Origin of the sequence: Ensifer adhaerens (genome assembly GCF_020035535.1) — a bacterium.
Lineage (GTDB): Bacteria > Pseudomonadota > Alphaproteobacteria > Rhizobiales > Rhizobiaceae > Ensifer.
The window spans coordinates 1,642,838-1,656,245 of the sequence record NZ_CP083349.1 but is presented as its reverse complement, the minus strand read 5'-3'; the positions used below and the strand labels follow the sequence as shown (position 1 = coordinate 1,656,245).

Annotated in this window: 10 protein-coding genes; 7 read left to right on the top strand and 3 right to left on the bottom strand. The window is 60.7% G+C overall.

Translation table 11 applies throughout. The annotated features are described in order from the left end of the window. Window positions 1-113: 113 nt before the first annotated feature. The 3 genes from LAC81_RS08175 to uvrA are packed head-to-tail and all read right to left on the bottom strand — an operon-like array spanning window position 114 to window position 4,378. Window positions 114-917 carry a DUF72 domain-containing protein gene (locus LAC81_RS08175; RefSeq protein ID WP_223727421.1) on the bottom strand — a complete coding sequence of 268 codons (804 nt, stop codon included), beginning with the start codon at window positions 915-917 and terminating at the stop codon, window positions 114-116. A gap of 41 nt (window positions 918-958) precedes the next feature. Continuing rightward, window positions 959-1,414, bottom strand: a complete 456-nt coding sequence (locus LAC81_RS08170) for a GNAT family N-acetyltransferase (protein ID WP_223727420.1) — start codon at window positions 1,412-1,414, stop codon at window positions 959-961. Window positions 1,415-1,456: 42 nt separating this feature from the next. Further along, a complete protein-coding gene (gene uvrA, locus LAC81_RS08165) occupies window positions 1,457-4,378 on the bottom strand; it encodes an excinuclease ABC subunit UvrA (RefSeq protein WP_223727419.1) in 2,922 nt (973 codons plus the stop codon). A gap of 280 nt (window positions 4,379-4,658) precedes the next feature. Here uvrA and LAC81_RS08160 point away from each other — a divergent pair, with 280 nt between their 5' ends. The 7 genes from LAC81_RS08160 (at window position 4,659) to LAC81_RS08130 (ending at window position 12,890) form a co-directional block, all read left to right on the top strand. Then, window positions 4,659-5,219, top strand: coding sequence for a single-stranded DNA-binding protein (locus tag LAC81_RS08160; RefSeq protein ID WP_223727418.1), 561 nt, complete (start codon window positions 4,659-4,661; stop codon window positions 5,217-5,219). A gap of 122 nt (window positions 5,220-5,341) precedes the next feature. Then, window positions 5,342-6,619, top strand: a complete 1,278-nt coding sequence (locus LAC81_RS08155; RefSeq protein WP_223727417.1) for a tyrosine-type recombinase/integrase — start codon at window positions 5,342-5,344, stop codon at window positions 6,617-6,619. Beyond that, window positions 6,616-8,142, top strand: coding sequence for a site-specific integrase (locus tag LAC81_RS08150; RefSeq protein ID WP_223727416.1), 1,527 nt, complete (start codon window positions 6,616-6,618; stop codon window positions 8,140-8,142). Before LAC81_RS08155 ends, LAC81_RS08150 begins: the two co-directional genes overlap by 4 nt. Then, on the top strand, window positions 8,139-10,202 hold the full coding sequence (locus LAC81_RS08145) for a hypothetical protein (RefSeq protein ID WP_223727415.1): 2,064 nt from the start codon (window positions 8,139-8,141) through the stop codon (window positions 10,200-10,202). The genes LAC81_RS08150 and LAC81_RS08145 overlap by 4 nt, the downstream gene beginning before the upstream one ends. 2 nt (window positions 10,203-10,204) lie before the next feature. Further along, a complete protein-coding gene (locus tag LAC81_RS08140) occupies window positions 10,205-10,633 on the top strand; it encodes a hypothetical protein (protein WP_223727414.1) in 429 nt (142 codons plus the stop codon). Then, entirely contained in the window at window positions 10,630-11,016 is a 387-nt protein-coding gene (locus LAC81_RS08135; protein WP_223727413.1) for a hypothetical protein, read from the top strand. The genes LAC81_RS08140 and LAC81_RS08135 overlap by 4 nt, the downstream gene beginning before the upstream one ends. Beyond that, on the top strand, window positions 11,013-12,890 hold the full coding sequence (locus LAC81_RS08130; RefSeq protein ID WP_223727412.1) for an AAA family ATPase: 1,878 nt from the start codon (window positions 11,013-11,015) through the stop codon (window positions 12,888-12,890). Before LAC81_RS08135 ends, LAC81_RS08130 begins: the two co-directional genes overlap by 4 nt. Window positions 12,891-13,408: the final 518 nt, after the last annotated feature.

Sequence of the window (13,408 nt, the reverse complement as noted above, 5' to 3'; positions counted from 1 at the left end):
CTCCTGGTGCCTGTTCAGCCTCACGCCCAGCCAGTGATACCGGCGCAGGCACGAACGCCGGCCGGTTCGTGAAGGGCAGGCGGGATCGGCGCGCGCTGATCCCGCATCGGAACTCAATCGACGCGCTTCTGCAGTTCGCGCGCACCGTTCGGCGCGTTCACCTTGCCCTCAGTAATGAAGTAGGCAAACACATCGCGCGCCTCATTCTTCGCCTTGCGGTCCGGGGCGCTCTTTTCAAGCCCGCTCGGCTCGTCGCCGCCTGCAAAGGTCTTCGCGCGCTCTGCCCAGAGGTCGAGCTTGTCGGGCGCATAGCAGGTCTCAATATCGTCGCTGCCCTTCTGCAGGCGGAGATAGACGAAATCGGCGGTAACGTCGGCGATCATCGGATAATCCGCATGTTCGGCGAGCACCACGGCAACGCCGTACTTCTCGAGCAGTGAAACGAACTCCGGGGCCTGGAAGGTGGGATTTCGCACCTCGACCACATGACGCAGCGGAAGCCCGTCCTGCTTCTCCGGAAGGAGCTTCAAAAAACCTTCGAAGTCGTCAGGTTCGAACTTCTTCGTCGGCGCGAACTGCCAGAGAATGGGTCCAAGATGGGGCCCGAGCTCGGTCAGCCCTTGCGTCAAAAATCGCTCCATGGATTCACCGGCTTCCGACAGAACCTTGCGGTTGGTAACGAAGCGGCTCGCCTTCAACGAAAAGATGAAATCCTCCGGGACCTCAGAAGCCCATTTGGCAAAGGTCTCGGGCTTCTGCGAGGAGTAATAGGTGCCGTTCACCTCGATCGTGCGAAGCTGCTTGCCGGCGTATTCGAGCTGCCGCTTCTTGGCCAGCGTGCTCGGATAAAAGGTGCCCTCCCAGGGCTCGAAGGTCCAGCCGCCGATGCCGACGCGGATCTTTCCGGATTTTGCCATGCCATCCTCCTCAACAGCGACCGACATGCGGTCGCGTGCGTTCAGTCCTTGATTGATTTCGTCATGTCCACGAGTGTCCACCCTGGACGATACGGATTGGGTCGGCGACCCGTTTCTTGAAATCCATAGGTGCGATAGAGCGCGATGTTTCGCTCCATGCGTGAATTGGTGTAGAGCCGCATCTCCGGCAAGCCCCATTCGGCCGCTTTGCCGTCCAGAAACGTCAGCAGTTCGATGCCGAGCCCCTGACCCTGAAAGGACGGGGCAACGGCGAGACTGAAAATCATCAGGTGATCGGCGTGCCGCTCGACGACCGCAAGCGCCGAAACAATGTCCTCTCGCTCGCGAAGCCAGACCTCGCCGCGCAGAATGCGGGGCGCGTAGTCCTCGGTTACCGGCAGCGGCGGCCCGCCAAGAAGTGCCTGATACGGCTCGTAGGCTGCCGCCGTCACGCTTTGCACCGCAGCCAGATCCTCCAGACGAGCAGGCCGCATCATGCCGGGATCACTCCTTCCGGCCGCAGATCTCAGCCGAGCGGCTCACTCCGCCGCCTCGACCTTCTTCATCGGCCGGCGTTCCAGGAGCTCCTTCAGGAACTGGCCGGTATAGGAACGCTTTTCCTTGACGACGTCCTCAGGCGTACCCTTGGCGATCACTTCGCCACCACCATCACCACCTTCCGGACCGAAGTCGATGACCCAATCGGCTGTCTTGATCACTTCGAGGTTGTGCTCAATGACGACGACCGAGTTGCCCTGGTTCACGAGCTCATGCAGAACTTCAAGAAGCTTGGCTACGTCATGGAAATGCAAGCCTGTCGTGGGCTCGTCAAGAATATAGAGCGTACGGCCGGTGGAACGCTTCGACAGTTCCTTCGCCAGCTTGACGCGTTGCGCCTCACCGCCTGACAGCGTGTTTGCCTGCTGCCCGACCTTGATGTAGCCAAGGCCAACCTGGTTGAGCGTCACCAGCTTGTCGCGCACGGCCGGGACGGCTGCGAAGAACTCCACACCTTCCTCGACGGTCATGTCGAGCACGTCGGCAATGGATTTACCCTTGAAGTGCACGTCGAGCGTTTCGCGGTTGTAACGCTTGCCGTGGCAGACGTCACAGGTGACGTAGACATCAGGCAGGAAGTGCATCTCGATCTTGATGACGCCGTCGCCCTGGCACGCCTCGCAGCGACCGCCCTTGACGTTGAAGGAGAAGCGGCCCGGCTGATAGCCGCGCGCCTTTGCTTCGGGCAGCCCGGCGAACCAGTCGCGGATCGGCGTGAAGGCGCCGGTGTAAGTTGCCGGGTTCGAGCGCGGCGTGCGGCCGATCGGCGACTGATCGATGTCGATCACCTTGTCGATATGCTCGAATCCGTCGATACGGTCGTGCTCGGCCGGGTTCTCACGCGCACCCATGATGCGGCGGGCAGCGGCCTTGTACAGCGTTTCGATCAGGAAGGTCGACTTGCCGCCGCCGGACACGCCGGTGACCGCGGTGAAGACGCCGAGCGGGATCGAGGCGGTGACGTTCTTGAGGTTGTTGGCGCGGGCGCCGACGACGGTGATTTCCTTTTTCTTCTTCGGCTTACGACGCTCGGAGGGAACGTCGACCGCAAGCTCGCCGGACAGATACTTGCCGGTCAGCGATTTCGGATTGGCCATGATATCGGCAGGCGATCCTTGCGCGATGACCTCGCCGCCATGGATACCGGCGGCCGGGCCGATATCGACGACGTAATCTGCCGTCAGGATCGCGTCCTCGTCGTGCTCCACGACGATCACGGTATTGCCGATGTCGCGCAGGTGGCGAAGGGTGTCGAGCAAACGGGCATTGTCGCGCTGGTGCAGGCCGATCGATGGTTCGTCCAGAACGTAGAGAACGCCCGTCAGGCCCGAACCGATCTGCGACGCAAGCCGGATACGCTGGCTTTCACCGCCCGAGAGCGTTCCGGAATTGCGCGACAGGCTGAGATATTCCAGGCCGACATCGTTGAGGAAGCGCAGACGGTCGCGGATCTCCTTGAGGATGCGAACGGCGATCTCGTTCTGCTTGGTATTGAGATGGGCCGGCAGAGCTTCGAACCAGTCGCGCGCAATGCGGATCGACATCTCGGTGACCTGGCCGATATGCAGCTTGTCGATCTTGACCGCCAGCGCCTCGGGCTTGAGGCGGAAACCGGCGCAGGCCGGGCAGGGCGCCGCCGACATGTAGCGCTCGATCTCCTCGCGCGCCCAGGCGCTGTCGGTTTCCTTCCAGCGGCGCTCGAGATTGGGCACGATGCCCTCGAAATTCTTGGTCGTGTTGTAGGAGCGCGCACCGTCTTCATAGTGGAAGACGATCTTTTCTTCCGTTCCGTGCAGGATCGCAGCTTGCGCCGCGGACGACAGTTCGTTCCATCGGCTGCCGAGCTTGAAGCCGAAGACCTTGCCGAGCGCTTCCAGCGTCTGGTTGTAATAGGGCGAGGAGGACTTAGCCCAGGGCGCAATTGCGCCGTCGCGCAGCGTCCGGTGTTCTTCCGGCACGATCAGCGCCGTGTCGATCTTCTGCTGGCTGCCGAGACCATCGCAGGTCGGGCAGGCACCGAAGGGGTTGTTGAACGAAAACAGCCGCGGCTCGATCTCGGAAATCGTGAAGCCGGAAACCGGGCAGGCAAACTTTTCGGAGAACAGCACGCGCTCGTGGGTTTCGTTCAGCGATTTGTTGGCCGAACCGCCGGCAGCGGTCTCCTCGGGTGGCAGCGGCTTGTCGGCAAACTCGGCAACGGCAAGCCCATCGGCCAGAGTCAGGCAGGTCTCCAGGCTGTCAGCCAGGCGCGAGGCAAGATCGGGCCTGACGACGACGCGGTCGACAACCACATCGATGTCATGCTTGTACTTCTTGTCGAGCGGCGGAACTTCGGCGATTTCGTAGAAGGTGCCGTCGACCTTGACGCGCTGAAAACCCTTCTTCATCAGCTCGGCGAGTTCCTTCTTGTACTCGCCCTTGCGGCCGCGAACGAGCGGCGCAAGAATATAGAGACGCGTGCCTTCGCCAAATTCGAGCACCCGGTCGACCATCTGGCTGACCGTCTGACTTTCGATCGGCAGTCCCGTCGCCGGCGAATAGGGCACGCCGACCCGTGCAAAGAGCAGGCGCATATAGTCGTAGATTTCGGTGACCGTACCGACCGTCGAACGCGGGTTGCGCGAGGTCGTCTTCTGCTCGATCGAGATTGCCGGCGACAGCCCGTCGATCTGGTCGACGTCCGGCTTCTGCATCATTTCGAGGAACTGGCGCGCATAGGCCGACAGGCTCTCGACATAGCGGCGCTGCCCTTCGGCATAGATCGTGTCAAATGCGAGCGAGGACTTGCCCGAGCCCGATAGGCCGGTCATCACGATCAGCTTGTTGCGCGGCAGATCGAGGTCGATGCCTTTCAGATTGTGCTCGCGCGCACCACGAATGGAGATGGTCTTGAGTTCACTCATCGGAAGCCAGCTTTTGCATGTCTGTTGAAAGCCCCCTATGTAATGACGCTAACGCCCATGTCGAGGCGCAATCGGCAAAACAGGTGGCCAATTCGAGTCGGTTGACAGGATCATAGCCAAATACTAGAACAAATAAAGAACAAATCGCCCATAAAACGACCAAAACTGTTGTGGATTATGTGCGAGGCGGGGCGTATCGACGGCAGCGGACCGCTAAGATGCGCGCTCTTGAAATTCCAAGCCGGGCCCTAGGCGCGGTGAAACCACGGGAAAAGCAACAATGGCTGGAAGCGTCAACAAGGTGATCTTGATCGGAAATGTCGGGGCAGACCCGGAAATCCGGCGCACGCAGGACGGCCGGCCGATCGCCAACCTGCGCATCGCAACCTCGGAAACCTGGCGCGACCGCAACAGCGGCGAACGCAAGGAAAAGACGGAGTGGCACACGGTCGTCGTGTTCAACGAAGGCCTCTGCAAGGTTGTCGAGCAGTACGTCAAGAAGGGCGCCAAGCTCTATATCGAAGGCGCACTGCAGACCCGCAAGTGGCAGGATCAGAACGGTAACGACCGCTACTCGACGGAAGTGGTACTGCAGGGCTTCAACTCGACGCTGACGATGCTCGACGGTCGCGGCGAGGGCGGCGGCTCCGGCGTCAGCCGTGGCGGCGGTGGCGGCGACTTCGGCGGTAGCAACTACGGCGGTGGCGGTGGTGGTTACGACGACTACGATCAGCAGCCGCGCCAGTCTTCAGGCGGCGGCCGTTCGGGTGGCAGCCAAGGTGGCCAGGGCGGTCAGGGCGGCGGCTTCTCGCGCGATATGGACGACGACATTCCGTTCTAAAAAAGAATAGTTCGCAAAATGCAAATTTGCAGAATGCAAGTTATTGTATTTGCTGCCTTTTTTGTTGACGAAAAATTCCATGACTTATACGTTCCGCCTCAGATGGGGCGGAGCGCTGGTTTTTGTCAACTAAGAGCGAAAATCCATATCTGATCCGGTGGTCCAAGTTCGCCGATGGCGAGCGGATGCCGTTCCTCGTACCGAGAGCCATGGGCGTGCCATTGGAGGCGCCGACCTTCTGGATCCTGGCGGACAGGCGACCGCTGGGTCTGCAGCCAAACACATTGGCGAACGAGCTCAGGTCTCTCTCTCATCTCTTCCTGTGGGGAGACGCGCGCGGGATCGATGTCGTCGAGCGGATCAGGGAAGGCATCTTCTTCTCGCTCTCGGAAACTCTGGACATCGTGAACTTCTGCAGTCGCCGGGTGGGGGAGGCCATAGCCGAGATTCATGAGCGGCTGTCGAACGTGGTCAAGTTGCAAACCCGGAGGAAGAATGCGGTTCAGGTCGTCGGTTTCGACGAGAAGCGCATTCGCCTTGCCGCCATCAGGTCGTTCATCGTCTTCACCAGCGCCGAAATCCTCTCGAATCTGGCTCGATGGCCTCAGCGTCATCACCGGTACGGCGCCGTCCGCAACCAGTTCCTCGAACTAATCGACGGGCACATTGCCGGGCTGGTGAAGACCGGCCGCCACGACCTCGACCTTCCGGAGGGGCTTGCGGATGCGGCCGTGAAGCGCCTCAGGGATGTGATCGAACCGGATCATCCCGAGAACCCGTTCCGTCCATCGGTCCGCTTTCGAAACTATCTGATTGTCAGGCTGCTGCTTGACCTTGGCATTCGCCGCGGGGAACTTCTCGGCATAAAGGTCGCCGATTGCCAGCTCGGATCCAAGGGGCGGATCACCATACACCGGAGGCCGGACGACCCCGCAGATCCCCGGCGGGAAAAGCCAGCAACGAAAACCAAGGCTCGGGATCTGGCACTCAGTCCAAGGTTGGCCGAAATCCTCCACGAGTACATCGTCCACCACAGAGCGCGCATCCCCAACGCTCGGCGGCACCCGTTCCTCATCGTCAGCACTGACAGCGGCAAGCCCATGTCTCTGTCGAATGTGAACAAGATCATGGAGGCGCTCAGGGATCGTGTGCCGGACATGCCGCAGGAGCTAGGGCCGCACAGGCTCCGCCACACCTGGAACGACGCCTTCTCCGAGGATATGGACGAAAAGAAGGTCTCGGCCGAGGACGAGGTGAAGTGGCGCACGCGTCTTCAGGGGTGGCGGAGCGAGGGCTCAGCTCAATCCTACCTGAGACGGACAGTACGTCGCCGTTCGGACGAGGCGCTCAGGGAAATGCAGGAGAAACTGGACATTGCAGCGCGCAGGGACGATGAATGACTCAGGGCATCGCATTAGCGCTGGATTATGCAGCACCCGCTCTTCCAGAGATCGCAACAACGAGAGACGGGGTGACCTTCGACCCTAGGCCCGATTTATGGTCGGTAGCATCATTGGTACTTGGCCGCACGACATTCGACTTTGCTCGTCTCACTTCGATCTCTGATGAGGTTCGCCACAAGATCAAGCTGGCGATACTCTGGCATCTCCAGAACTCGTCGTTCAGCCATGCCCGCAACCAAAACAGCCGCTTCAAGGCGTTCCACGATGAAGTGCTGGCGAAGCAGAGCCGTCCCGTCGACGTCGTCGAACTAGCGCACATTCTTAATTATCGGGCGACACTTTCCGACGTGACCGATTGGAAGCTTGGTGTCATTCGGATCCTGTTCGAGAGCATGCAGGGGCTGGGGATTGGCATCGTCTCCCGGGAGGGGCTCGAATACCTCTCAGAGGCGACCATCAAAGCCAATGTCAAAGGCACTTCCATCAGGACACGCGATCCCAATGAAGGCGGGTTCAGCGACCTCGAATTGCTGGCGATCCAGTCCGCATTGAACGATGCCTACGCGAAGGGCGAGATCGAGCTCTATCCCTACGCACTGGGTTGGCTGCTCCTGGGCTACGGATCCCGTCCAGCCCAGATTGCCTTGCTGAAGGAACAGGATCTGGTTGTCTCTGAAACAGAAGGTCAGAAGCTCTACGCGTTGATGATCCCGCGGGCAAAGCGCCGGGGCATGCCGCTCCGTTCGTCCCTGAAAATGCGGTACTGCAGCAAGCAGATCGGCCTACTCCTCGAGCAGGTGATTGAGCACAATTCCAAGCTTCGCGACGAGCTGGGACTGGCGGGTGGGGACTGGCCCATGTTCATGGCGCCGAAAGTTGGCGGACTTCCCAGCTTTGAACACCATATGTCAGCGAGCGAAATCGGTACATTGCTGGTCAAAGCGCTGGGCAGGCTCACCGGATTGAAGACCAACTCGAAGCGGTTCCGGATCACGCTCGCCCAGCGGGCCGTCGACGACGGCAAGGACAAGTTTACCGTCGCCGAGATGCTCGACCATTCGGACACGCAGAGCGTCGAGGTCTACTACGAGGCCAGCCCGGCCCTGGTGCTGCGGCTCGACCGTCACCTTGCGATGGAACTGGCACCCCTTGCGCAGGCCTTCTCTGGTGTCCTGGTAGCAACAGAAGCCGAGGCGAGGAGGGGGGAGGACCGTAGCAGCCGGATCTACGACAGATCACTGGCGGACAATGTGAACGATCCTCTCGGCACCTGTGGTCAGATGAGCTTCTGCGGTCTCCTTGCTCCAGTGGCGTGCTACACTTGCCGAAACTTCCAGCCGTGGCTCAATGGTCCGCACGAACAGTTCATGGCCGCCCTCCTCGCCAACCGCGAGCGGATGGAGAAAGCGGGCATCCCGGCACAGGCTTACGCGAACCGGGACCGCACCATCCTCGCCATCGCTGAAGTGATCCAGCTCTGCGCCGCCGAGATCGAACTGCGCGGAGAAGCCGCCGCATGAACATCCACAAGCTGTCTCCCGACACGCTGGTGCTCGCGCGTGACCGGGTGCTCGACTTCATCCGGCTGGCACGGGAGGAAATCACGGCGCTGATCCCTTCCGAGCAATGGGACGAGGACATTTGGCTGGTCGCCGGCGAGTTCGACGAGAAGAGCCACAACTATGGAGAACGCATTCTGGCTTTCTACAACAGTGACGCCACTATATCGAGCCAGCAAGTAGTCACCGGCGAGCCGCTTCACCCGCTCATCAAGGACTTTGCCAAGGCATATGTCCGTTACCTGCATTCGACGTCCCCTGTGGCCCACTCGGGCACGCGAAGACGGATGGGGGCCATCGAGTTCATCGAAGCCGCCTTCAGAAAGCTTGGCCTTGAACCCGCTGTCGAGCGCCTCAACGTCGTCGTACTGAACGAGGCCGTCGAACTCGCGCGGCCTGGCATCGGAGCTGCAAGGCATTACCAGTTCGCCTCAAGCATCCAGGCGGTCTACAGGTTCTGCATGGCGCGGCACTTCCTCGACGCGCCGTTCCCGTGGAAACATGGAGTGCGAAAGCCGAAGGACGATAGCGAGGCCATCGGCGCGGCCGCGAAGGAACGGCGTGACAGGAAGCTGCCAACGCCGGAAGCCTTCCATGCGCTCGCGGATGTGTTCCGGACGTCGACGACATTCATCGATCGGCTCTATTCGGCCATATCCGCTATTTGCGTGTCGGTTCCGATACGGGCTCACGAAGTCCTTCAGCTCCGGCTCAATTGCGAAGTGGAGGGGCGAGTTGTGTCGCCCGAGACTGGAAAGGAAGTCGAGACCTACGGCATTCGCATCTGGCCCGGCAAGGGCAATGCGCCGCAGGTCAAGTGGGTTCCGACTGTGATGGTCTCAGTGGTCCGTGAGGCTGTCCAGAGGCTCCGCACTATGTGTGCGTCTGCCCGGGAGCTGGCAGCTTGGTGCGAAAGAAACCCCGGGAAACTGTGGCTGCCGGACCATCTCGAGACCTACAGGGAAAGCGACTGGGTTCCGATCGGCGCACTGACAGGTGTCATGGGCTACGTGGATCCGTCGGCGATCCGAAAGCGTCTTCGCGAGCTGCATGTGGAACAGACGTTCGAGAGCGCAAGGCTGAGTTCGCTTGCGCCCGCTCTCCTCAACATGATGCCTCCCGACTTTCCCAACTTCAACGGCTACAAGGATCAGCGGTACTCCGAAACGCTCATCGTCCTTTTTAACAACGAAGGACATGCGCAGCGCGGCACCTGCCCGGCACTGCTGGACAAGGCGACCGTGTCGAGGTTCGGGTACTGGCTGTCCGGCCATGACAACGGCAAGTGGCCGAGCGTGTTCGAGGTCCACGGCTTCACCGAGCGCGATGGGAGCAGGATCAAGATCACGACCCACTCGTTCAGGCACTGGCTGAACACCGTTGCCCAGTTCAAGGGTTTGAGCGACCTTGATATCGCCAAATGGAGCGGCCGCGACATCGAGCAGAACAAGGCCTACAACCATGTGACATCGGAGGAGATCCTTTCCCAGATCAGAAAGGCTGTGGACGATGGGACCGCGAGCGGGCCGATGTTCGAGGCGACCAGGATTCAGGGGCCGAACCGCCCCGTCGAGCCCCGCGACTTCATCGAAGCGCAGATCGGATCCGCACTCGTGACCGATGTCGGCATCTGCGTCCACGACTATTCGCTGCTACCTTGCCAGGAGCACGGCGACTGCGTCGGATGTTCCGAGAACGTGTTCGTCAAGGGCGACATCAAGCATCGCGAGAATGTCGAGCAGCGCCTGATTCTCGCGAACCTCCAGCTCGCCCATGCTCTGGAAGCCATGGGCGAGGAATTCCATGGAGCCGACCGCTGGGTGGATGCTCATCGCAGGAATATAGATCGGATGCAGCGAATGCTGGCGATACATGACGATCAGTCAATCCGGGAAGGCACGGTTATTGCTCTGCCCGACGGTTCGCCAGACAACGAAGTCGCCATGGCGCTCCGGGATCGAGCTGCGGAGGACGAGGATCAGGCGCTCCGTGCTTTGCTCGCCGACATGTGGAAAGACTGACGATGGCGAGAGCGAGACTGACGGACAAGGAAGTCGAGATGATCGTCGCAACGCTTGCCTCCTGGAAGGGTACGCTGACCTGGGAAAAGCTACTCGACCAGGTGCAGCCGTTTCTACGGCGATCCTTCACCCGGCAGGGACTGGACAAGAACGACAGCATCAAATTGGCCTTCGGTCTGGCCAAGGATCGGATACGGACGCGTCCGAAGAAGAAGTGCGTCGAAAGCGATCTGCCGCCTGAGCTTGCACATTCCCAGCAGCGCATCGACACTCTCACGGCAGAGGTCACCCGGCTCGAGGCCGAACGGGAGAGGCTGCTCGAGACTTTTGCCACCTGGCTGTACAACGCCAGAAGCCGCGGCCTTGGCGAAGCCGACTTGAACAAGGCGCTGCCTCCCGTTAACCGCGGTGCGAGCGAGGTGAAGCGATGAGCCTCAATTCCTTCCAGCAGATCAGCGAGGAAAACTTCCTTCGGCTCGAGGCGTACATCGAGAAGATGCAAAACGCTGGGCTCAAGCTTCCCAGCAGGGGCGGCAAGGTCAACAAGACGGCCGTCGCCACAGCGTGCGGGTTCAACCGGGAGACCTTCAACCAAAACAAGCGCTTCGAGCAGCGGCTGGATGAGGCTGTCGCGATGCTGGGTCTGGAAGGCCCGTCCGCACCAGAGCCACCGCGGCGCGATGGAGCCGACAAGGCGCGCATCACCATGCTCGAACAGCAGCTCGCAGCGCTGAGAGGCGAGAACTATGAGCTAAGGCGGAAGCTCGCGAGGTATGAGCATGCCACGCTGACGGGGAGGCGAGTGATGCCATGACCGCAATACCGCGGGGCCGCCACATCGTTGAATTCCTTGCCTCGCGACCGGAGTTCGTCGGCGTGGGCAAGGCGACGGCCGCCCGTCTGTGGGAGCGGTACGGATCGGACCTCTATGTGATTCTTGGCGATGGCGATGTCGACCGCCTGTCGGAACTGCTCGACCGCAATCAGGCTGCTATCGTCATCGAGGCGTGGCGGAACCAGCAAGCGCTGGCCGACTGCGTGGTATTCTTCGACGAGCACGGGATCGATATCGGTCTCTCCCGCAAGGCCGTCGACTTCTGGGGCGATCAGGCCGTCCTGAAGATGAGGGATAACCCGTACCGCCTGCTGACCGTCTGCACGTGGTCGCAGGTCGACCGGGTCGCGACGGCACTCGACATGCGGAAAGACGATCCGCGGCGGCTCGTCGCCGCAGTCGAGAGCGTCCTCTACGACCGCCTCGACCGGAAGCATACCTGGTGTGACGAAGCCGTTCTCGTCGAGCTCGTGGCGAAGCGGCTCTCAACGAGCACTGAGAGCGCTTCTGCCGCCGTGCGACTGGCGGTGGCCGATGGTGCTGCAATCCCGATCGAAGGTGGGTTCCAGCCCGCCGGCGCGGCCTACATGGAACGGTTCATCGAAGCTCGCATCGAAGGACATCTCCGGCGCACATCCCGAGACCTCTTTCTCGATGACATCAGTCCCGCAGACATCTCGGCTTTCCTCGAGCGGTTCGACCCGTCCCGGAACCTGACCGATGAGCAGCGCCATGCCGTTGCGATGGCGATGCAGCACGCATTCTCTCTCCTGATAGGCGGGGCTGGCGTTGGAAAGACCACCGCGCTGAGAGCCATAAACGCGGCAGCCCGGCACTTCGGCATGAACGTCTACCAGCTTGCGATTGCCGGGCGCGCCGCCGGGCGGATCGCCGAGACGACCGGACAACCAGCCCAGACAGTCGCATCCTGGCTGAAAGAGGTGACGGACGGACGGATCGAACTCGGGCGGCACACCCTCGTCATTGTCGACGAAGCCTCGATGCTCGATCTTCCGACCCTTTACCGGATACTCTTCCATCTGCCGGAGGACGCGCGCTGTCTGCTGGTGGGAGATACCGCGCAGCTTCCGCCGATCGGCTTCGGTCTCACGCTCCATCGTCTTGTCCTCGAAGATCGGATTGCGAAGACTGAACTGACGCGCATCCTGAGAGCCTCGGCAGAATCCGGAATTCCCGAGGTGTCGCTTGCCATCAGGCAGGGCCGCGTCCCTCAGGTTCCGACATACAATAGTGAGTGCGGTGGCTGCAGCTTCGCCGCCACTCCGGAAGCCAGCATCGTCGAGACCATCGAGGACATCCTCCACGACCTTGGGCACGAGGAAGTGCAGGTGGTCGCGGCGGTGTATGCCGGAGCTGCGGGCATCGACGCGATCAACGCGTACTTCCATGATCTCCGAAAGCGGGCCGGCTTCAGTGCGATGCACGGGTTCGCCGAGGGCGACCCCTGCATCTGGACCGTCAATGACTATGATCGCCATCTTTGGAACGGATCGATGGGGACGGTCGTGGGCTTCGACCGTGACGCTGTCGTTGCGGCGTTCGATGGGAACAGCCATCGGATCGAACCGGGCGAGATCCAGAAGCTTAGCCTTGCCTATTGCATCAGCGTTCACAAGGCTCAGGGCAGCCAGTTCAAGAACGTGGTCATGCCCGTTCTGCCCACCGCGAACATGGATCGGGCGATGATCTACACGGCCGTGACGCGCGCGATCGATCGGGTGGTACTCGTTGGTTCCGAGGTTGGATTCGGCCGCGGTGTGCGGCCACATCCCAGATCTCTGGACAGGGAAGTGGCACTTGGACTGCGAGCCGCTGAAATGGCAACGGACTGACTCTCGCCAGTCCGTCGTCGTTCACACGGCCATCGCCGTCCCCGGCTGTACCGTAGTCCTGAACTACCATGGAAATCGTTCACTGAAAATATCCTAGCGGGTGAATGGCGGCCCGCAGGGACGTCAGAGGGGCGGCAATGAGCCCCTGTTTTCTGGCTAGATTAAGAACTATCGGGACGCCTTGTTTTGACCATTGGCAATGTCTCAGTCGCTTGAACTTTGATCGCTTGTGTTTCTTCGGTAGTCCGCGGTCAAAAATGAAGCTCGTACCCCCCAACCTTCCGACCCGTCCGGTTTGATAAAGATAATACCGCATTGTTCAAAATGCTGCGTGAGCCTCTCCACTGCACCAAAACCCGCTTCGCCTTTTTCGATCAGGTAAACGGTCTTTTGAGTGAAGCCGGTTGCTTTCGCCAGCTCGCGCTGGGTCTGCCCGACAAGGATTCGTGCTGCAATTAAGATGCGGTCCGGGGGTCTCATACTGGATGAGTGACATCAAAATTGAATGCTTGCAAATG

Excerpts from the sequence above, each read along its gene's own strand:
- LAC81_RS08160 (WP_223727418.1), top strand. The coding sequence starts at position 4,659 with ATGGCTGGAAGCGTCAACAAGGTGATCTTGATCGGAAATGTCGGGGCA.
- LAC81_RS08150 (WP_223727416.1), top strand. The coding sequence starts at position 6,616 with ATGACTCAGGGCATCGCATTAGCGCTGGATTATGCAGCACCCGCTCTT.
- LAC81_RS08145 (WP_223727415.1), top strand. The coding sequence starts at position 8,139 with ATGAACATCCACAAGCTGTCTCCCGACACGCTGGTGCTCGCGCGTGAC.
- LAC81_RS08140 (WP_223727414.1), top strand. The coding sequence starts at position 10,205 with ATGGCGAGAGCGAGACTGACGGACAAGGAAGTCGAGATGATCGTCGCA.
- LAC81_RS08170 (WP_223727420.1), bottom strand. The coding sequence starts at position 1,414 with ATGATGCGGCCTGCTCGTCTGGAGGATCTGGCTGCGGTGCAAAGCGTG.
- LAC81_RS08135 (WP_223727413.1), top strand. The coding sequence starts at position 10,630 with ATGAGCCTCAATTCCTTCCAGCAGATCAGCGAGGAAAACTTCCTTCGG.
- LAC81_RS08130 (WP_223727412.1), top strand. The coding sequence starts at position 11,013 with ATGACCGCAATACCGCGGGGCCGCCACATCGTTGAATTCCTTGCCTCG.
- LAC81_RS08175 (WP_223727421.1), bottom strand. The coding sequence starts at position 917 with ATGGCAAAATCCGGAAAGATCCGCGTCGGCATCGGCGGCTGGACCTTC.
- uvrA (WP_223727419.1), bottom strand. The coding sequence starts at position 4,378 with ATGAGTGAACTCAAGACCATCTCCATTCGTGGTGCGCGCGAGCACAAT.